Annotated in this window: 19 protein-coding genes, 1 tRNA gene and 1 pseudogene; 8 read left to right on the forward strand and 13 right to left on the reverse strand. The window is 53.1% G+C overall.

Going from position 1 to position 18,921, the window contains the following annotated elements:
- Window positions 1–340 precede the first annotated feature (340 nt).
- The 4 genes from F550_RS0110285 to F550_RS19175 all read right to left on the reverse strand — a co-directional run bounded on the left by F550_RS0110285 (window position 341) and on the right by F550_RS19175 (window position 1,552).
- The gene (locus F550_RS0110285; RefSeq protein ID WP_018148471.1) at window positions 341–535 is read right to left on the reverse strand and encodes a hypothetical protein; all 195 of its coding nucleotides are present in this window, start codon (window positions 533–535) and stop codon (window positions 341–343) included.
- Window positions 532–753: a hypothetical protein gene (locus F550_RS0110290; protein WP_018148472.1), complete on the reverse strand. Its 222-nt coding sequence runs from the start codon at window positions 751–753 to the stop codon at window positions 532–534. Before F550_RS0110290 ends, F550_RS0110285 begins: the two co-directional genes overlap by 4 nt.
- A gap of 299 nt (window positions 754–1,052) precedes the next feature.
- Window positions 1,053–1,391 carry a hypothetical protein gene (locus tag F550_RS0110295; protein ID WP_018148473.1) on the reverse strand — a complete coding sequence of 113 codons (339 nt, stop codon included), beginning with the start codon at window positions 1,389–1,391 and terminating at the stop codon, window positions 1,053–1,055.
- Between the two features lie 17 nt (window positions 1,392–1,408).
- Entirely contained in the window at window positions 1,409–1,552 is a 144-nt protein-coding gene (locus F550_RS19175) for a hypothetical protein (protein ID WP_156807908.1), read from the reverse strand.
- Window positions 1,553–1,631: 79 nt separating this feature from the next.
- Between F550_RS19175 and F550_RS0110305 the strand changes: the two genes are divergently transcribed.
- The 4 genes from F550_RS0110305 (at window position 1,632) to F550_RS0110320 (ending at window position 4,429) form a co-directional block, all read left to right on the forward strand.
- Complete coding sequence (locus F550_RS0110305; protein ID WP_156807909.1) at window positions 1,632–2,555, forward strand: hypothetical protein; 924 nt, start codon at window positions 1,632–1,634, stop codon at window positions 2,553–2,555.
- A 102-nt stretch (window positions 2,556–2,657) separates the two neighbouring features.
- The gene (locus F550_RS0110310; RefSeq protein WP_018148476.1) at window positions 2,658–3,425 is read left to right on the forward strand and encodes an ATP synthase subunit B family protein; all 768 of its coding nucleotides are present in this window, start codon (window positions 2,658–2,660) and stop codon (window positions 3,423–3,425) included.
- Between the two features lie 65 nt (window positions 3,426–3,490).
- Window positions 3,491–3,901, forward strand: coding sequence for a hypothetical protein (locus F550_RS19180; RefSeq protein ID WP_156807910.1), 411 nt, complete (start codon window positions 3,491–3,493; stop codon window positions 3,899–3,901).
- A 24-nt stretch (window positions 3,902–3,925) separates the two neighbouring features.
- Complete coding sequence (locus F550_RS0110320; RefSeq protein WP_018148478.1) at window positions 3,926–4,429, forward strand: DNA N-6-adenine-methyltransferase; 504 nt, start codon at window positions 3,926–3,928, stop codon at window positions 4,427–4,429.
- Window positions 4,430–4,447: 18 nt separating this feature from the next.
- On the opposite strand, the gene F550_RS17550 is transcribed toward F550_RS0110320, so the two are convergent.
- The 7 genes from F550_RS17550 to F550_RS0110355 all read right to left on the reverse strand — a co-directional run bounded on the left by F550_RS17550 (window position 4,448) and on the right by F550_RS0110355 (window position 14,802).
- A complete protein-coding gene (locus tag F550_RS17550; protein WP_083910964.1) occupies window positions 4,448–6,199 on the reverse strand; it encodes a type IV secretory system conjugative DNA transfer family protein in 1,752 nt (583 codons plus the stop codon).
- A 104-nt stretch (window positions 6,200–6,303) separates the two neighbouring features.
- Complete coding sequence (locus F550_RS0110330) at window positions 6,304–6,831, reverse strand: antirestriction protein ArdA (RefSeq protein ID WP_018148480.1); 528 nt, start codon at window positions 6,829–6,831, stop codon at window positions 6,304–6,306.
- A gap of 251 nt (window positions 6,832–7,082) precedes the next feature.
- A complete protein-coding gene (locus tag F550_RS0110335) occupies window positions 7,083–8,624 on the reverse strand; it encodes a hypothetical protein (protein ID WP_018148481.1) in 1,542 nt (513 codons plus the stop codon).
- Between the two features lie 208 nt (window positions 8,625–8,832).
- On the reverse strand, window positions 8,833–11,856 hold the full coding sequence (locus F550_RS0110340) for a type I restriction endonuclease subunit R (RefSeq protein WP_051076868.1): 3,024 nt from the start codon (window positions 11,854–11,856) through the stop codon (window positions 8,833–8,835).
- Window positions 11,856–12,557, reverse strand: coding sequence for a restriction endonuclease subunit S (locus tag F550_RS0110345; RefSeq protein ID WP_018148483.1), 702 nt, complete (start codon window positions 12,555–12,557; stop codon window positions 11,856–11,858). Before F550_RS0110345 ends, F550_RS0110340 begins: the two co-directional genes overlap by 1 nt.
- Window positions 12,554–14,578 (reverse strand): type I restriction-modification system subunit M, encoded by a 2,025-nt coding sequence (locus F550_RS0110350; protein ID WP_018148484.1) that lies wholly within the window; start codon window positions 14,576–14,578, stop codon window positions 12,554–12,556. The genes F550_RS0110345 and F550_RS0110350 overlap by 4 nt, the downstream gene beginning before the upstream one ends.
- Window positions 14,575–14,802 (reverse strand): hypothetical protein, encoded by a 228-nt coding sequence (locus tag F550_RS0110355; protein WP_018148485.1) that lies wholly within the window; start codon window positions 14,800–14,802, stop codon window positions 14,575–14,577. Before F550_RS0110355 ends, F550_RS0110350 begins: the two co-directional genes overlap by 4 nt.
- A 114-nt stretch (window positions 14,803–14,916) precedes the next feature.
- On the opposite strand from F550_RS0110355, the gene F550_RS19185 reads away from it, so the two are divergent.
- The 3 genes and pseudogenes from F550_RS19185 to F550_RS19595 form a co-directional block, all read left to right on the forward strand.
- On the forward strand, window positions 14,917–15,087 hold the full coding sequence (locus tag F550_RS19185; protein WP_018148487.1) for a hypothetical protein: 171 nt from the start codon (window positions 14,917–14,919) through the stop codon (window positions 15,085–15,087).
- Window positions 15,088–15,396: 309 nt separating this feature from the next.
- Window positions 15,397–15,663: a hypothetical protein gene (locus F550_RS0110370; RefSeq protein WP_018148488.1), complete on the forward strand. Its 267-nt coding sequence runs from the start codon at window positions 15,397–15,399 to the stop codon at window positions 15,661–15,663.
- Window positions 15,656–16,672 (forward strand): annotated as a pseudogene (locus tag F550_RS19595) (recombinase family protein); the annotation flags it as partial. The gene F550_RS0110370 and the pseudogene F550_RS19595, both read left to right, overlap by 8 nt.
- Window positions 16,673–17,165: 493 nt before the next feature.
- On the opposite strand, the gene F550_RS0110385 reads toward F550_RS19595, so the two are convergent.
- Window positions 17,166–17,242, reverse strand: a tRNA-Arg gene (locus F550_RS0110385).
- A gap of 139 nt (window positions 17,243–17,381) precedes the next feature.
- Here F550_RS0110385 and F550_RS17555 point away from each other — a divergent pair.
- A complete protein-coding gene (locus F550_RS17555) occupies window positions 17,382–18,434 on the forward strand; it encodes a TraB/GumN family protein (protein ID WP_018148489.1) in 1,053 nt (350 codons plus the stop codon).
- Between the two features lie 30 nt (window positions 18,435–18,464).
- Here F550_RS17555 and F550_RS0110395 read toward each other — a convergent pair whose 3' ends face one another.
- Entirely contained in the window at window positions 18,465–18,917 is a 453-nt protein-coding gene (locus F550_RS0110395) for a YcgN family cysteine cluster protein (protein WP_018148490.1), read from the reverse strand.
- Window positions 18,918–18,921 lie beyond the last annotated feature (4 nt).

The raw sequence follows: 18,921 nt of genomic DNA on the forward strand, positions 1-18,921 counted from the left end.
AAGACTGTAGGACGAAATTTCCTTTGTAGGACAAGGCCCGCCTCATGCCTGCCAAACAGGTACGTCGGCAATCCGTGCCTTCACTGTTCTCCGAGTTCGCAGGCTGAACCATACAGGCACTGTGATGAAGACAGCGCGAAAACCAACCCCCGGAGTAAGGTTGAGCGTACTTGGTTCGTGCAGAAGATGGCGCTCAAAGGAGCGCCATCTGTGCGTTCGTAGGATCGGGGATTTGATAGACTTCCCGCGCCATTCTCACTGTCGATGGGCCTTGCCACATAGGCTTGCTTGTCACGTGATTATGGATTTCGCGGCTCGCCCAAATCTTGAGGCCAGAGCCTTAAAAGGTAATGCTGAGCTCTCCTGGCCCGCAAGTGCCACCAAAGATGCCGAGTGCCTCATGCAGAGCAGCTTCCAAGGCTTTCTCGGTCATGCCCTCAGCAATCTCATCAGCGTAGCGTCTGGCAAAGCCTAATGTTGCTCGCTTGAACGCATGATCGCGCTCTTGCGGACTCAGCGGTGTGGAGCCGCTCATCGAGCGTCTCCAGCTTGCGCATCTTTGATCGGGAAAAGGTAAAACCCGTTCTCGATGACTTGTTTGCCTGTCAGGCGAACGTAGAGGCCTTTGCCATCTTGGCGGTCATAGGCAACTCCAAGCCTGATGAAGCGGGCATTCTCACCCCACCCCAGTCTGGTTTTGACCACGTGGCTCGGACGGTTGGTGGATTGTGTAGTTTCGTTTGTGTTGGACATGTGTCGTCTCCTTCAGTTTCGTTTTGTCGGGCCGGACCTTCCAGCCGATGAGAAGTCGACGAGCCTGTGGCCGCGTCTGATTTGCCAACAGGTCACACGGTGACCGCGTATGCGGTCAGTGGTGCGGGCAGCCTGTTGCAAACCGAAAAGGGAATCGACGCGTCCTCAGCTAGAGACCTGGAAGCGAATGGCGGAAGTGACGGACGGACAGGAAAGCGGATAGGATTGGAGGAATGGCTGTCCTCAAACAGAACGGCCCCACCACTGAGTGGCGGGGCCGAAGGCTGGATGGGTTTGAACTAGTGTCGCGTGATCATTGGCCCAGATGCGGGTCCGCTTAGCTGTGCATAGGCATCCAGGATGGCGACACGTTCATCATCGGTGCGACGTCCATCAAAGAAGTGATAGAGGTTTCTGACCGATAGCTGATCGACATAAATGCCCGCCTCGCCAGTCTCTTTCCAAATGCGCTTGCGGTTCGCATGGACAAGCCTTGTAACGTAAGAGTGAAAGCGGGGCATTCCGATATCGAGCTCGATACGGCGCTCGGACAGAATATCTCTCAAACGGGCGCGTTCGGCGGGTGTGTACATGGCACGGACGACAATCGGGCTCGGTTCGTGGCTAGGCGTGGTCATCTATCTCTCCTTTCTCGTCAGTGCTTTCGCTTGGTGCCGATTTTGAACAGCTCGCTGTTCCAGTAATCGAACATTTTCTGCTCACGAGCGCGCGCTTCTGCGCCTTGATCGTAGTAGCCTTGGTACTTCTTCTCCTGATTGGATTTGTCGTAATAGGACATCTTCTCTTCCTTCAGATCGCAAAGGCCGCCTTTGCTGCGAACTTGCGTTTTGCAAGATGTAGAAGTTATCCCACAGACAATGCCCGCCCTGATGGGCAAATTTGGGGGAATTATGCCCATTTCTGATTTTGATAGTGAAGATTTGCGAAGGGACCTTCTGACCCGTTTGCAGGAGCTCGCGGATAAACCTGGTTCAGAAATGAAGTTTCCAGAACTCGCAGCTGAGATAGAAGATTTCTTCGAGACCTATTATCGGCCTCCAGATGAGAAGTCGAAGGCACCGCCACCCGGCACGGTCCAGAACTGGCTTGATGGCACGACCAAAGCGATAAATCGTCGCAATGCTCATCTAATTGATGCCTTCTTACGACACGCTGACGCCGACTTCACGAAGATACCAATCACAGAGTTTCAGCGGATTTCCGACTTGCTGAAATTTTTTGGCGGGCAACCAAAGCGCATCGCTCAAATTGGTCCCGCCTTGGCTGGAACATGGATGATGTATCGGCGCTGGGGTGAGCCTCGGACGGACTATATCGTATCGCCAGTTAGCTTTTTCTTCGACGCAAACCATCACGTGATTACCACAACTGACACAGTGAAGATGCGCCTGAAGGGTGCAGAATTCGACGGAGCCGAAGAAAGGTGGGATGGAGTAGCGCTGCCTCAAGGTAGCTACGTTTACACAATCTATCGAACTCCCGACACGGACGCTGAACGTGTGAATAATCTAAAATTCGCGGTTTTCGATGACCTGTCTTTTTCGGATGAAAAGAGCAGCAATGGCTTACGGAAGCTCTACATAATGTCGGGCTTCTCGATGATTGGAATGAACCATCATACGTCTGGCAATGCGTTTGTCTGCGTCCTTGAGCGGGTCAAGAAGGAGCGAACCTTTCCAACCAACCCCGTTCCATTCGAAATGCTGCCAGAGCATGTCAAAGACAGATTGGACAAGAAAGAAGGCAAATTCATTCGCGAGAACCACTTCAAAATTCAGTAGGGCCGCTCGAAAATGTATCTGTTTCATACCTGCGGGCTGGCTAACGACAAGACGATTCACGAACATACCTGAGATCAGCCTCCTTGGATAAGGAGACTGAAAATGACAGCAAACGACACGAAGGAGCGCAGAACGCGCTCCTTTCCGGCAGGGCGACCTGCCGACACGGGCGGCGTAAAGCCCACCTCAAAATCGCAACCGCTCCCAAAGACAAGCATGCCGCGAGGTCTGCTCAGGACGCTTCTGTCACTGACCGCACCAGGGTTCGTGATTGTGGCCTGCATAGGCGTTGCGGAACTTACTGCGCCTCACGAATGGAAGCCTAGCGTTCTCATTGCCAATGCAATGTCAGACTACGAGAACGAGCTGACCGAGCAAACGCTCGCCATTCGTGAAGAGGCAGAGCAGCGGATCGCGCAAGCAAGAGCGGAAGGCGAACGGGCTGCTGAAATCAGGTTTCAGGAAGACCTGAAAGAGATCGAGCTCGCCTACAATGCAGAACTTCAAACGATCCAGGCCAACCTTCAGAGCGGGATGGATGCCTACAAGTCGCTCTATGATCGGGCCAACATGATCCAGCAAGCAGTCTACCAGATGGAAGGCGTCATGCTGAACTATCGTCAGCAAGCCATTCGCGACACTCAAGGCGCAAATAGCTTCCTTGCCAACGCAGCCGATATCGGTTGCGTGTTCATGCCTGAATTCTGCGGGGTCAGTGACAACATTCGCACTGATATGGCCGATCAACTCAACGATGCAGGTCGTCGTGGCGCAGGAAGTCTTAGCCAAGATTACCTTCGAGGCCTGCCTGATCCTGCTCAATTGCAGGGGCAATTGATGCTTCCCCCGCCAGCGCCGCAAGAGCGCTAGGCGTAATCTCATACTCAGCCGCTTTGCGCTCCAGCGCAGAGCGGCTTTTCTTTGGGTGATCCGATATGTCCAGTCGAAACACGTCTTACGCGCATCAGCTCGACCGCACTGCCTCAAAACAGGCGGAACGTCAGCGACCTGCCAATTCCAACCAAGCTCCGTCACCAACCTCGTCGAAATCCGCGTTTGATTACAGCAAGTCGCAACAGCTTCAGGCTAAGGCGCAAAAAGTCTCTAAGCGAGCCAGTCAGAGCTTTGGTCCGTCACCAGATCGCGCGCCACAGCCGCGCGGCATGGGAGAGCTAGGAGTCAATTGGCAAGCGCATATCAAGCGAGCCGAATCCCTTCGCGAGCAAGAGAACGGAATGAAGCGTGGTGCGAAGAAGCCGCCAGCGCAACTGCTCGACAAAGCCAAAAGAGCGACGCGCGAAACCCGCGCCGCCTCGCCTTCCTTCGACAAGTCAGCTTCGCGCTAGCGGCCTTCTAGGGAATTTTCAGAAATGGCTTCAAAAGAATCTAAGCGCGTAAGTTTCATCACACGGACCGAAGCCACTCGTGATGATTGGCAAACGCCCTTGCCATTGGTGCAAGCACTAGGCGCATTCGACCTAGACCCTAGCGCAAATTGCCAGTCGCCCACACGGCTCGCAGCTCGCGGCTTCACATTGGCTGATGATGGCCTTCAGCAACCGTGGAAAGGCCGTGTATGGCTCAATCCGCCCTACGGTGCAGAAGCTCGACACTGGATTTCTCGTCTGGCCGCACACGGCAACGGGATCGCTCTAATTCCGCCGCGTGTCGGCGCAAAATGGTTTCACGAACAGGTTCTCGACACGTTCGATAGCATCCTGTTCCACAAGGGCAGGATTGCCTTTCTCGATCCCGTGACTGGGAGGCCAGTCAAAGGCAATAACGCTGACAGCATTTTCGTAGCCTATGGTGACTTCAACACTGAAGCGCTGGCTTCTTCGGGCCTCCCAGGCAAACTATGGAGAGCACGGTAATGCTAGGGCCGCATGGATTTACTCTCCCCTTTTTTCCAAGGCTCTAAACGCCTTGTCGGCAAAGTATGGTGTGCGATTGACCGCGTATGGGCCTTTGCCACTGACGAAGGCCACCATACGTCCCGTCTCACGCGCAAAATGCGCAGCGATCTCATCAACGGTCATCAAGCTCGTCTTGATGATCTGCTCTGAGCGTGATCGGCCGTTCGTCGTAGAGGCACTTTCAGCAAACGAATGAGATTCAGATTTCTGGCTTGATGCGCCTTCACTTCGACCAGTCTGGTGGCTCTCGGCAGTCGATTTCTCGAAGCGCCGTGTGAAGACATCGAAGATCGATTGCCCGCCCTGGACGGTCGCCAGTTGACTGAGCGGAGCCATATCAGACTCGGTCTGAGATTGGCTATCGGTCCAGCTCTCACCTTCCTGTTGACTTGTACCGTTCGTCTCGCTCGTACCTTTGGTATCCGATGTCGAACTACCTTTGTTTTCACGGATGACCTCGGTTTCGCCCATACGTTTTGAGAGCCATTCGAGCGTGCTGAGATCGCTGTTGGCGAAGAACGTTACTGCGCCTGCGTTCGCCAAGAACGTCTCCCAGCTCTCCCGATAGTGCTTTTTGATCTGTGTGAGGTCTTGGACAATCGGCCAGAGCTTCACGCCATAGCCTGCCATAAGGCCAGCCGCCTTTTCGAGCATCTCCATGTGACCGAGTGATGCGAACTCATCGAGGATGAAAAGCACAGGATGGCCACTGGCAGGCTTCTCTAGGCCGATAGCCTCCATACGATAGAGCAGAATTGAGATGATTAGCCTCAAGTAGCGCGCATGGGTTGGAAACATACGCGCAGGCAAACAGAGATAGATTGTCTGCCCGCCCTTGGACGTCTTGAGGCGGTCGATGTCGAAGCTTGTTTTCGAGAGATTATGAGCGATTTTTGGTGTCGCCAGAAATCGCATGTTGCGGCGTGCGGTGCTGAGCACACTGCCGCGCTCATTCTGCCCCATTGCAGTGATGGTTTCTGCCGAACCGACTATCATGTCGCGCACAAATTCGTTTGTGGCCTCAGACGCCTTCATGTGCGCCCAAAGGCCATCGAAGCCATTCGTCGATCGTTGCGGTTCTTCCTCATCATCCGCCACGACATCGAGCGCGGCGGCAAAGTCACGATCACCTTTGATGAGAAGTTGCCGCACACGGCCCAGGGTGCGGCTTTCGCCTTCCTCAGTGTCGCACACATGCAAAATGAGGCCCGTCAGATAATCGCGGCCTGACTCGTCCCAATGCATGTCCTTGGCGTTGGCTTTGACCATGATTGCATCGGCAATCAGGCCAGCGATATCGATGGCCTCGTCGCTTTCGATGTCGATCATGTCGAGGGGATTCAGTGTCCCGAAGAAGGTTGGGTCGAGACCGGATTCAGCAAAGGGATCAAGCGCGATGACCTCATGCCCTTCGATGGCATTGCGATGATGGGCGGTTATCGCGGCATTCTCACCCTTTGGGTCAATCACCACTGTACTTCCCGACCAAAGAGCAAGGTTGGGAATGATAAGCCCTGTCCCTTTGCCACTGCGGTTAGCGGCAGTCGTAAATAGATGGCGGTCATCAGCAACTCCGACTGGCTCACCGCTCTCCCTCCGACCAAGCCAGATCATGCTTTGTTCGAAGCTTGGGAGGTCAAAATGCCAGCGAGCGGTAGCGAGCTTAGTGGATTTATCGTCAGAGGCTGTTCCCCTTGGGAATGGGCTCTGACCAAATTTCTGAGACATCAATTTTCCTTTCCGATTGTGGGAAAGGAAAATTGGCCGAATTGCGTTTGCGCGAGCTATGACCAGCGCGCGCAAGAGCTATGCAACGCGCTAGCCACCAAGCCTTAGTGTTGCCAGAAAACGTGCACTGCATCGAATGAGGTTTGGATGGTGAAAACATCGCTGATTTCCATGTCACGCGCCATCGCCTGATAGTCGATATAGAAAGACAAGTTTTCGGGAATTGATACGCTTGTTTCCTCGGTGATGCTTCGCGCAAAATCGGCAAGGCTTTCATATGCCCCTGCATAACCTTCGGTCATTGCCTTCTCTGCGTCTTCCAAGCTGTCAAAGTGGGCAAGAAGCTGTCCACCAAGTGCGCCATGCTCTGCAATGAATGCGGCCATCTTTGAAACATCTTCGAAGCTTTCCCACTCTGAAAGTCGGACGCCTTCAAAGCCCTCATAATCATGGATAGCCCATTCCTCGGCCTCGGCAATTGGTGAGGCTTTGAGCATGTCCTGCACTTCGTCATAGATTGCCCAAGCATCCTGCTCGGCATCAATCCAGCGCCCATGTAAAACGCCGTTATTATATGCTGCCAGACAGGCAACATAGATTCTGATTTCTGCTGTGTTTTTGCTCCCTTCCATTTCTAAATCCTCCTTTGGAAAACGGGTTCATCATGAACCTCTGCCTTCCGGCGAGGATGGGGGTAGCAAGGGCAAGGAGGCTCCGAACGAGGGTTCGATGCGTCAGCGTTGGATACGTTTGGATGCCTTGCCTGCGCGAGGGGCGATGTCCCTTAGGAAATCCCGTTAGCGATCGTCACCCGTGTGGGCCGAGACTACAGACTCGGTGCGTGAAACACGCATAGAGCGCGGGCCGTCAGGCAACGGTGAAGCTAGACACTCGATTCTGCTCGCATCTTTCGAGCAACTTTTGACAGAGCATGGTTAAAGTAATGCTCCTTCAGTATCTTCTTTAGCGCCGTTGTTTTTGACCTGTCGGCATAATCCTTCACAGCCTGCCCATCGCGCCAACCCACAGAGTAGTTATCGAATTCGGTATTCTGCTTCTGGAGCCATTCTACCGCGTCGTCATTGATTGGACCGTTTGTCCAGAATTCAAAGCGAAATGTCTTTCCAGTGTATGTGCCGCCACTGGACAGGATCGAGTAGATAAGAGGAACGCGATCTTCGTACCATTTCTGAACCTCCGCTAAGGTGGCGCGGGCACCAGGGATTTTTGACTTGCACTCCAGAATCAGGACGCCCTCTCCAGCACCCCTGTCCAGTTGGACATCGATTTCAGCTTTCCGACCTGAAATATAGTCGTACCGCTCTTCGCCAATTTTCAGAAAGCCACCTTCGACGTCTTTGACAAGACTTCCTATGGTGATCTCAAAAAGGGAACCACGCACATTGATCGCCGCGCCCTCAATGCGCGTGAGAGTGTTCATGACAATATCGATCTTTGCGGGGTCCACTGCGGCCCGCGCACCGAGATCACTGAGCAGAGCTATTAGCTCCTTTAGAGCTTTCGCGATCTCCTGACCGAAGATGTTATCTAGCGTTAGGGCGATAATCCCCTTCTGCTTAGCCAAGGAAAATGCGCTCTCGGTGAAGACCTGTCCGATTAGCATCGGCATAATAGGGCTAACATTAGAGGGCGCAGATGCTAGGTCGTGCTTGCGAACGAACGCTGCCACGGCGTCTGTATCGGTCGCTTCATACAGATTGATATCGCAGACAAGGAAGCCAGGCTTGGCTCCCGATGAAGTAAGACTCACGAGGGGCCGCACGTAGGAGGGTGCACTTAAGTCCCAAGCGATACCTGAAACGAGGGGCAACTCGTCATCGTCACGCATTTGGAATTTGTTGAAACTTCCCAACCCAAACCGACGCGCCCATTCCTTTACCGCGAAGAGGGCAATTCGCTCCGCTACAGCAATGGCGTTTTGCTCGGCGCTGTTTTCCTGATGATAGTAAAGTGGGGCAAAAGAGACTTCATTCTCTTCACCATTCTCGTCCATAACAAGCTTCAAGAACTGAACTTGGCATAGACGCTCCAATATCCGTTCTGGCGATAATTGAGCCTTACGCGCAATTGGTGCGCCCGCCACGATCGGGAAGTGGCTCTTCTTGCAACGCCCACCCCGTGCCTTGAGCGACACGATTGTTGACCAGTATGCTTTGCCTGCCTTCTGAAACGCACCTTCAAGGGCTTCCCAAAATTCCTTCGTCCCCCATTGCTCTTCCAGGTAGATGAACCTTGCATTCTTTGCGAAGCGCACGCCCGCGAGGCGAACATAGCTTGACTGGGCACGGCTGATTTTCTTACGTGCCGCAGCTTCAGACATCCCGCTCGCCACGAAGCGTGCGATGACATCGCTTGTCAGGCTGGGACCGATTTTCTTTAGTGCAGCGCTCACACTCTCAGACATCAAACACTCCTGATGTCACACTACTCTATTTATAAAATCTTCTCTATAGGGTGGTTGTCTTTTTTGAAGCTCGACGCTTGATACGATTTCACTCGTTATATCAGCGACTTATAAGCGTCGCTTTATGGGTCGATGAAAAGTGGTGTCTCATCAACAGAGCCGAAAAGTGTCACTCAGCAAGTAGAGCATAATCGTGTACTCCACTTTTTCACGGATGCCCTTGGTCACGTACCTCGCGCAGCGCACGATTGAAGAAGTGCCTCGTGGCCTTGTCGCGGGCCTCAGCGTCAGTAAGCACGATGTTTCGCATTTCATTGTCCCGTTGGAACATTCGGATCGCTCCTTGGAAAAAGGCATCGCGAAACGCGGCATAGACGACATCAGGCGGATTATTTCTGAGCATTTCGCTCATATCTTCATCGAGGATTTCTCGGTTCACTTGCTCAAAGCGGATCATGTCCGCTTCGGTGAAATCCGTGCCGTGACGTTCGTTGAAGGCCTCAAGAATCTCGGAGAGCTCTTTCTTCTCGTCCTCGGTGTAGGGTTTCGCGCCAAACTCGCTAATCGCCTTTAGTGCTTCGGTATCGCCAGCACTAAGCGAGGCGCTGCCAGCTTCCTTTTGCTCTACCTTGAACGCCTGCAACCGGAGCATCTCGTCAGTAATTTCAATCTCTGGCGGGACTTCACGGTTTGGCAGGAGTCGGCCAAGCCAATTGCCATATGATGCGAGCTTTTCGAGACTGGTGTCCTCTAGGCTCATAATCTGTGCAATGAAGCTGTAGAAGCGTCCGAAGCTTCGCAGAAGCTGACGAAACTCCTCCTGTCGGCCTTCGTCGTCATCTGCTTCAAAGCGGCCTACCGCTTGCCTGACTAAACCCTCTAGCCGAGCTCGATCAGCCCCGCTCAATGACCCACGGAAATAGGTCTCAGCGAAACGCTCGATCTCGTCTTTGTCTAGGTAGCCGAATTTGAAGAGCCTGCCCTCAAGGTCATAGACCATGTTGGGGTCTGACATAGCTTCAACCGTTGTAGCTTCGTAGAACGGTTTGAACGCTTCTTGGATATCTTCGATTGTGTTCTGGAAATCGAGAATGAAGGTCTCTGTCTTGCCAGCGCGCGTTCGATTCAGTCGAGATAGTGTCTGAACGGCTTGAAGGCCTGCCAACTTGCGATCCACGTACATTGCGCAGAGCTTGGGCTGATCGAAACCCGTCTGATATTTCTCAGCGACAATGAGGATTTGATACGTGGTCGGATATGGAGTGCCATCTGGCTTGAAGCCATCGAAGCGTCCTGGGAGTTCGGTTTCGGAGAAGTCGTTTAGGTCCGCCTCGGTGTAGGTTTCACCATCCAGTTCCAGTTCGCCTGAAAATGCAACAAGCGCTTTCAGGTCTTCGTATCCTTGTTCGCGAATGTATTTCTTGACGCCGAAATAGTAGCGGAGGGCATGCTCTCTGCTCTGAGTGACGATCATGGCTTTGGCTTGACCATTTAGCATCCCCATCACGTGACGACGGAAATGCTCGACGATGATCTCGACCTTCTGACCTATCGCAGTCGCATGTAGGTTGGCGTATCTGGCAACCTTTCGCTGGCCTCGCCGCCCACTCAGCTCTGGGTCGTCTTCGATGGTCTTTTCAAGCTGATAATAGGCTTTGTAGGTCATGTAATTCTGGAGCACGTCCAGAATGAAATCCTCTTCAATCGCCTGCCGCATCGAGTAGAGATGGAAAGGTTGAGGAAGGCCATCTGGCCCAGTGATTCCAAAACGCTCTAGTGTCACATTTCGCGGTGTAGCTGTGAACGCAAAAAAGCTGATGTTGGACTGAGGGCCGCGAGCCTTTTGGTATTCAGCAATCAGGTCCTCGATGTCGTCGCTCGATGAGGCCTCACGTGTAAGAGCGTCGGTCATGGCTTGTGCGCTTTTGCCCGACTGGCTGGAGTGAGCCTCGTCGATGATGACAGCGAAATTTCGAGCGCCTTGTCCAGACAGCTCTTTCAAGTGGTCGGTCGAAAATTTTTGGATCGTTGTGACAATGATCCGAGCGCCCTTGGCAATCGCATCCTTCAGTTGACGGGAAGTGCCATCGATCTTCTTGACGACGCCCTGCGTCTGCTCAAACTGCGATACCGTGCTTTGAAGCTGCCGATCTAAGACAATCCGGTCTGTTACGATGATCGCGGTATGGAATACCTGCGCGTCATCTCCATCATGAAGATTGATGGCGTGGTGTGCGAGCCAACCGATTGTGTTGGACTTTCCTGAACCAGCGGAGTGTTGGACTAGGTAATTCTGGCCAGCGCCATGCGTCTTAGCGTGAGCCATGATCTTGCGAACAGCGTCAAGCTGCTGGAAGCGTGGGAAGATGAGAACTTCACTCTTCCCATTGGTTTCAAGTGTCATGAACTGACCAATGATGTCGATCAAAACGGGGCGCGAGAAGATCGCGGTTCCCCAGTCACCATCGCTATAGAGATAAGCGATGCGGTGCTCGTTCTCGACGTCAAGGTTTCCTGCGCCGCCTTCACGCCCACGGTTGAATGGGAGAAAACGGGTCTTCCCGTTTTGAAGGCGCGTCGTCATCGACACATTATCTTCGTCAATTGCGAAGTGAACGAGCGCACCCCGTTTAAAAGTGAGTAGCGGTTCGCCAGCAGGTGAACGATCTGCGCGATATTGCTTTTCAGCGTGTCTGAAAGTTGTTCCCGTAAGGAGATTCTTCGCTTCGATTGTCGCAATCGGAAGGCCATTCAAGAAGAGAACAACGTCGATCCGATTGCCGTTCTTGTCCGAGTAGGCAACCTCATCCATGACGCTGAGAATATTTGCCTCATACTCAGCAATACGATTGTGCTCCAACGCGCTGGCAGGCCGGAAATAGCAAAGCGTAAACGGTATGCCTGGAACGATTTTGATGCCTTGGCGGAGTACATCAAGAAGGCCACGATCCTTGAGAGCTTTGTCGAGCTGCTTGAAAAAGACGTCTTCGGCTGAACCCGTGTAGTTTTGTTCGAGTTTCTCCCACGCTTCTGCTTGAGTGGCCTTAAGAAATCTCAGAACGAGCTCGCGATCCATCGCGAGAGACTTGTCGAAGTGAATTTCGCTTTCATATGTGCGGCTTTTCTCAGAGCCTACGCGCCTCTCAAATCCTTGAGTCGACGTTAATTGCTCGATCAGGTGCTCTTGAAGCACGTCTTCCTTGTGAAGATTTGCGGCTGTGTGCTTCCCCATCAAGCGGACCCCCGACTTCGTGAGATAGGCTGCGCTATCTCCTCCGACGAGGTCGAAGCTGAGAGATCGAGTTCGCCGAGAATTGCCGCATTAATAAGAGAATCTCGTTTTTCCATTAGCAACGCCATGAAAGAGCCTTGACGTGCAACTTTCGCAGCAGCCCTTCCCCCAACTCTCTCGATTAAGAGATCGATCTTCGAGATTTCCTTGTCGAGAAATGATGCAATGACTTTCTGTTGCTCAAGGCTATGCGACGGAATGTTAGTCTCTGCTAGCGGACCAAGATTGAGCGCCCTAAAGGTCGCGCCGCCCACTGATGCTTCCCACTGCGATCGACAGAACTCACTTCTCAAACACCAAAAAATATAGCGCGGGAAGGCTTTAGCAGAACAGGCCACCCTAGCTGTTCCCTGCGTCAAATTTGCGCCTTCGAGACTTTCTGGCACTAGCATCACTTTACCGAATGATGGGCCAATGGAGATCACAATATCTCCTTTTGTGACTGAACTTCTTCGATACGAAGCAGCAATCTCAGGAGATGTGAGCTTCAGATTAGCTTCGTCAACAACCCCTGTCTCATCGGCCATGTCTGCGGGTCGAATGTAGGGGATGCCGCCTTCATAATGAGGGCCCGCTTGGACAATCCCGTAGGTTATAGGGCGCAACTGATCGGTCAATCGCTTAAGCTTTTCGTATCTCATGCCGCGACCTCATTGAGAACCGAAGCTATCCAGCTTTCCATTTTGTCTAGGTCACGATCAATTTCTCCAAGCGACCGTGGAGGCATTCGCTGGTAAAAGTACTTGTTGAAATTGATTTCATAACCGAGCCTGCCGACCCTCTTGTCACGCGAGTCGACGTAAGTTTCATCAACCCAAGCATCGGGAACAAACGGCGTCACTTCCTGCTCAAGATATTCTTGCCAATGCTGTTTCAGAGGAACTCGTTCATAGTCACGCAAATCGGGGTCTGGTTCGGGATTGCCTCTGCTATCTGAACAAATTTCCGCTTCGGGATCACGCTTTGACAAGGCGTTTAAGATCGCCTTCAACACGGCTTGCCCAACGTCTGCACCTCCAGCGCGAAGCGCCTTTTTTAAGGCCTTCTTGAAGGCATCACGCTCTGTGAAAAGCTGAGTGCCAATACTTTGGATAGCGTTGAGGATTATTGCCTGTTCTTCAGTCCCAAGTCTTGCAAATTGAGCATATTCCGAGAGACCATCGATACGATCCTCCGAGACGCAAAAGTTCAGTCGGAGTGGTCGTTCAACTCGGATCTCGCGGTAACCGAAGTCCTCGGTATCGAATATCTTCGATACGTCACCCTCTCCACTTTCCCCATTCAGGAACTCCGCGTAGAGACGGACCACTTGAGTGCGCGCGGCTTCAGGAATTTCACGGCGTTTGCTGCCCAAAGATTTGCGTAAACCACTCCAGAATTGCTCTCCCGAAGCGTCGATCAATTGCACCTTACCTAAACGGTTCGACGGTTTGCGATTGGTTAGAAGCCAAACATAAGTCTGGATGCCAGTATTGTAGAAAAGGTCGGTCGGAAGTGCGACGATGGCTTCCACCAAATCATTTTCAAGCATCCATCGGCGAATTTCGCTTTCACCAGACTGTGCTCCTCCGGTGAATAGTGGTGAGCCATTCATGACAATGCCAACACGGGAGCCATCTTCATCGTCGCGCATCTTCGAAAGCATGTGCTGAAGAAAGAGTAATTGACCATCAGAAACACGAGGTGTTCCCGCGCCGAAGCGACCTTCGAAACCCATATTCTCAGACTCAGACTGTATTGGCTCTTTGTATTTTTTCCAGTCCACACCGTAGGGAGGATTGGAGAGCATGTAATGAAATTTTCGTCCGCTATGTGCGTCCTGTGTCAGTGTGTTTCCAAATGCAATTTGTTCAGGATCATGGCCCGTCACCAACATATCGGACTTGCAAATACCGAAAGATTCATCGTTCAACTCCTGGCCAAAGAGCTCGACGCGAATGCTCGGGTTGAAATCCTTCAGCGCCTCTTCGGTGAGCGAGAGCATCCCGCCAGTGCCACAAGCTGGATCATAAACCTGACGGATGATACCTCGACCCGTCAGCTTGGTATCGTCGTTTGCGATGAGCAAATCGACAATCAGACGGATGACCTCTCGCGGGGTGAAGTGTTCCCCTGCTGTCTCGTTAGAAATCTCTGAGAAGCGTCGAATGAGCTCCTCAAAAAGATAGCCCATCTCCAAATTGGTGACCGACTTTGGATGCAGGTCTATCTCGCAGAACCGTTCAAACACGTTCCACAATATGCCGCTATCTTTGAGGCGTTTCAGTTGCTCAGTGAACCGAAATTTGTCGAGGAAGATGTCGCGGACATTGGGCGAGAACTTGGTGATGTAGTCTACCAGGTTCTGATGAAGTTGCCCTGGGTCTTGGCCTTTGAGGGTTTCGAATGTGAAACGGGATTTGTTATAAACCCGCACATTGCCTCCGACTGCACCAAACAGGATCATGTCCCGCGTGGCGTCATCGGCACCGTCTGGAATACCCTTGGAGGCTTCAAGAACAGCCTCTTTGCTGTCCTCTAGTAGGCAATCCAAGCGCCGTAGAACCACGAATGGCAGAACAACCTTGCCATATTCCGATTGCTTGAAGTCACCCCTCAGTATTTCAGCAATCGACCAAACAAAGCCACTTAGGCTTTGGATTGTCTCCGATGTAGAACTCACGTTTTTACCTTACCCCAAACCACGTTTTGCATCGCGGCCAATTCTAAAATCTTGGAGCAAGCGCTCCCCTTGGCGAATATAATACTGAATTTGTCGGCAATTCCGAGAAAAAATTGAATTTTCTCTGAGACTTGGTTGTAGCAACGCTTTGCCAACTCCTCCCGTGGCAGGAAGTCATCGCTGCCTTTCAGGGCTAAGTCACCCGAAATTTTCGATTGGATCAAGCCGAGGCTTCTTCACGGTGTTGCGACAGTACCTGTGACGTCTCTGGAGAAATTGCGGGCATGACCCCTTGAAAGGCCGCGATAGGCGCGGTCTCCAACTCAAGGGAGGACGACATGCTCGATTGCTTCAACACAGCATCGCTGGCGAAACTCAGCAAAGCGGATTTGTATGCGCTGCTTGCAAATTATCACGCCAAGTTGACCGCATCATCCGATGATCTCGAACGCGCGCAGTTGCGATCCGATATCTCGACGATCCAAAGAGCGCTCGAATTGCGCTCATGAGTCCCTGCTAACCCGCGCTCACCTTGGGTTTCCTTAGGATTTTGTTAACCATAATAGTGTTATACTAACATAGTACAGTCCGCAGAAATCCACGCATTGCGTTGGGATTGAGAGGAAGCGGACCGAAATTGACAAGTAGGTCACCCGCGAGAAGTCGCGGTAGAGCAGCTCGCATAGGGCATTCTCTTCTCTACCTATTCTCTACTCTTTCCTCAAAGTTGCACTGCTGTTTGCGGCATCTGTTCAGATGTGGCGCGCGGCCCCGATCGCCTGTCACGTTTTGGGAAGTTAGTGAAGGAGTGCGATCCTATGGAGCGCGATGGTTTTGAAATTTCGGCTGACCGAGAGCCGCTCCCTGCGGATTATCTAGAAGAGCTAGACTGCGAAGACGGCCTCACCGAGGAGCAACGTCTTGAGTTGCTTGGCATCCTTTTTGAGATCATGAAGAGCTTTGTGCTGATGGGATATGGCATGGAGCCTGTGAATAAGCTTATAGAATCGTTCAAAATTTCTGCGAGGGATAAGGACCCTGTGGTAGAATTCGAGCGTGACGAAAATGGTGAAGGCGATGCATGAGACGCCCGAAAGATCAGCGGTAATTTACGCCCGCGTATCCTCACGCAAACAGGTCAAGGAAGGCGGCGGGATTGAATCGCAGGCAACACGTTGCCGCTCATATGCGCAATCACGCGGTTACGAAGTGGTCGCCATGTTTACGGATGATATGACGGGTCAGAACGCTCGTCGCCCTGGCATGGACGCGATGCTTTCCTTCTTGAAGCAGCACAAAGCCGATCCGCATGTTGTGCTAATCGATGATATCTCGCGCCTCGCTCGCGGCCTGAAAGCCCACATGGAGCTTCGCGATGAACTCGCCAGAGCTGGTGGCATTCTTGAAAGCCCCTCTGTCGTATTCGGAGATGATTCTGATTCACAGTTTCTGGAGAACGTGCTCGCAAGCTCTGCGCAGCACTTCGCTCAAAAGAACCGCGAGCAAACTATCAACCGCATGAAAGCGCGGCTGATGAACGGCTACTACGTCAATGCGCGCCCACCGCTCGGCTACATGTATGTCAAAGGCCACGGCAAGGAGCTTGTTCGTGACGAGCCGATGGCGTCCATCGTTCAAGAGGCGCTCGAAGGTTTGGCCTCCGGTCGCTTTGGCTCACAAGGCGAAGTGCGTCAGTTCCTCGAATCTCAGCCTGAGTTTCCGAGAAACGGCAAAGGCGAGGTCACCCATGAACGCGCCAATCAGCTTCTGACACAGCCTGTCTATGCAGGCATGATCGAAGCGCCAGCTTGGGGCATCTCGATGCGCAAGGGCCAGCATGAAGGACTGATCTCTTGGGAGACCTTTGTAAAGATTCAGGAACGCCTTGCAGACGGTGGTCGGGTTCAGAATCGTGCTGATATCCACGAGGACTTCATCCTTCGCGGTGCTGTTGATTGTGCGGACTGTGACAAACCGCTCACGGCGTGTTGGAGCAAGGGCAAGAACAAGCGCTATCCCTACTATCTGTGTTTCAACAAAGAGTGTGAGAGCTATCGCAAGTCGATCGCACGCGACACGCTAGAGCAAGAAGTCGAGGAGCTGCTTGCGCAGCTCCAGCCAAGCCGGAACCTGTTTACCGTTGCGAGCAAAATGTTCCGCGATCTGTGGGATCACATGGCTCACTCGAATCAAGAACGCCAAACACGCCTCAAGGCCGATCTGAGCCGCCTAGAGGGCAACATGGCGCGCTTGGTCGACAAGATGCTCGATACCGACAATCCGATTGTCACAGAGCAAATCGAGAAGCGCATGACTGCGCTCGAATCCGAGAAGCTTCTCTTGTCAGAAAAGAGCGAGAAATTGGGCACACCTGCGAGAGGCTTCGATGAAATGTTCGAACACGCCCTTACGTTTCTCGCAAACCCCTATAATATATGGGAAAATGGCACATTCGCGGACCGCCGCAATGTGCTAAAACTAGCCTTCACAAGCAAGCTGAAATACTGCCGCAATGAAGGACTTCGAACACCTGAAACCTCTATGCCTTTCAAGGTCTTAGGGGGATTTTGGGATGGTGAAAGAGAAATGGCGCACCTAACAGGATTCGAACCTGTGACCTCTGCCTTCGGAGGGCAGCGCTCTATCCAGCTGAGCTATAGGTGCTTGGGGTTTCCTGTATTCGAAGCAGGACGCTGGTGCAATCTTTCGTCGGCACGCCATATCAGCTTAGCCATGTATCGTCAGGCAAACTGATGGTAACGCCATAAGCCAAGACATTCGCGGGAAGAGGGAACTGACCGGCATGAAACTGAACACACGCATCCTGATGGGCGGCGGAGCAGCGCTCGCCCTCGCGCTTTCTGCCTGTGGCGGGCCAAGCGACGATGACATAGCCGCAGACCCCGGCGTTGACACCGCAATTGATGTCGAGGGCGCAGATACCGAGACGGACACCGCGGAGACTGCAGCCCGGCGCACCCGCGAGGATATCATCGCCGAGTATGACGAGGCGCTCGAAGCGGCCCGCGCAACCAGCGGCGATGGAGCGCCGGCAATGTGGACCCTGTCCGACGAGGATACGACCATCCACCTGTTCGGCACGGTCCACCTGATGCGCCCTGATCTTGAATGGCGCACGGACGCCTTCAATGAAAAATTCAATGCCGCCGATATCGTCGTGCTCGAGCTCGATATGGAAAGCGAAGAAGGCCAGCAGGCGGTAGCGCGTGATTTCATGTCGCGCGGCTTCTATGGCGATGGCCGCACGCTTAGCTCGGAACTTAGCGAAAGCGATCTGGAAGCGCTCGAAACAGCGCTTGCCCCGCTCAGCCTGCCGGTTGCCGCGCTGAACCCGATGGAGCCCTGGATGGCGGCGATAAATCTCTCCGTCCTGCAGCTTCAGAAAGATGGCTTCGACCCGAATACAGGGGTCGAGCAGATCCTGATCGCCGATGCCAAGGAAGACGGCAAGTCTTTCGCCTTCCTGGAAACAGCAAGCGACCAGGGCGCGATCTTCGACAATCTACCTGAAGAAACGCAGGAGGCTTATCTCTATGAGACCTCGCTCATGCTGAACGATACCAGCCGGATGCTGGATCAGGTGGTCGATGAGTGGCGCGACGGCGATGTCGAAGGCCTCGGCACGCTGGTCGCCAATCCGGACACCGAAGGCGGCGACGGCATCTATGACGCGCTGTTTGTCGAGCGGAACCAGAACTGGGTGCCGCAGATCGAATCCTATCTCGATGATGTCGAAGGCACGGTTTTCGTTGCGGTTGGTGCTGGCCATCTTGCCGGGCCCGACAGCGTCATCACCATGCTGCGTGACAAAGGCTATGAGGTCGAAGGCCCATAGACCTCACACTGAATTGGGAGACCTGCCGGATCAGTCCGGCGGGTTTCCATTCCAGTCGATGATCCAGTCGATCTGATCTTCCTCGAAGACCGTTTCCTCGCTCACCGTCTGACCCATCACCGAGCGGCCTTCCTCGTGGATGCGCTGGCGGTTGCCGCTAACCAGATGGTGCCAGTCGGCAAGCCCCCTGCCCTCATGGACACGCCGGTAGGCGCAGCTTTTGGGCATCCATTTCAGCTCTGAAACAGATTTGGGTGTCAGGATTACGCAATCCGGCACCTTGGCCTTGCGGTTCTCATAATCCGAGCACCGGCAAAGGTCTGCGTCGAGCAGTTTGCAGTGAAGACGGGTGTAGGCAATGTCGCCGCTGTCTTCGTCTTCAAGCTTGATGAGGCAGCATTTCGCGCAGCCATCGCAAAGCGACTCCCACTCCTGCGGGGTCATCTCTTCAAGGCTTTTGGTTTCCCAGAACGGCTTGCTCATGTGC

Source organism: Henriciella marina DSM 19595 (genome assembly GCF_000376805.1).
Classification (GTDB): Bacteria; Pseudomonadota; Alphaproteobacteria; order Caulobacterales; family Hyphomonadaceae; genus Henriciella; species Henriciella marina.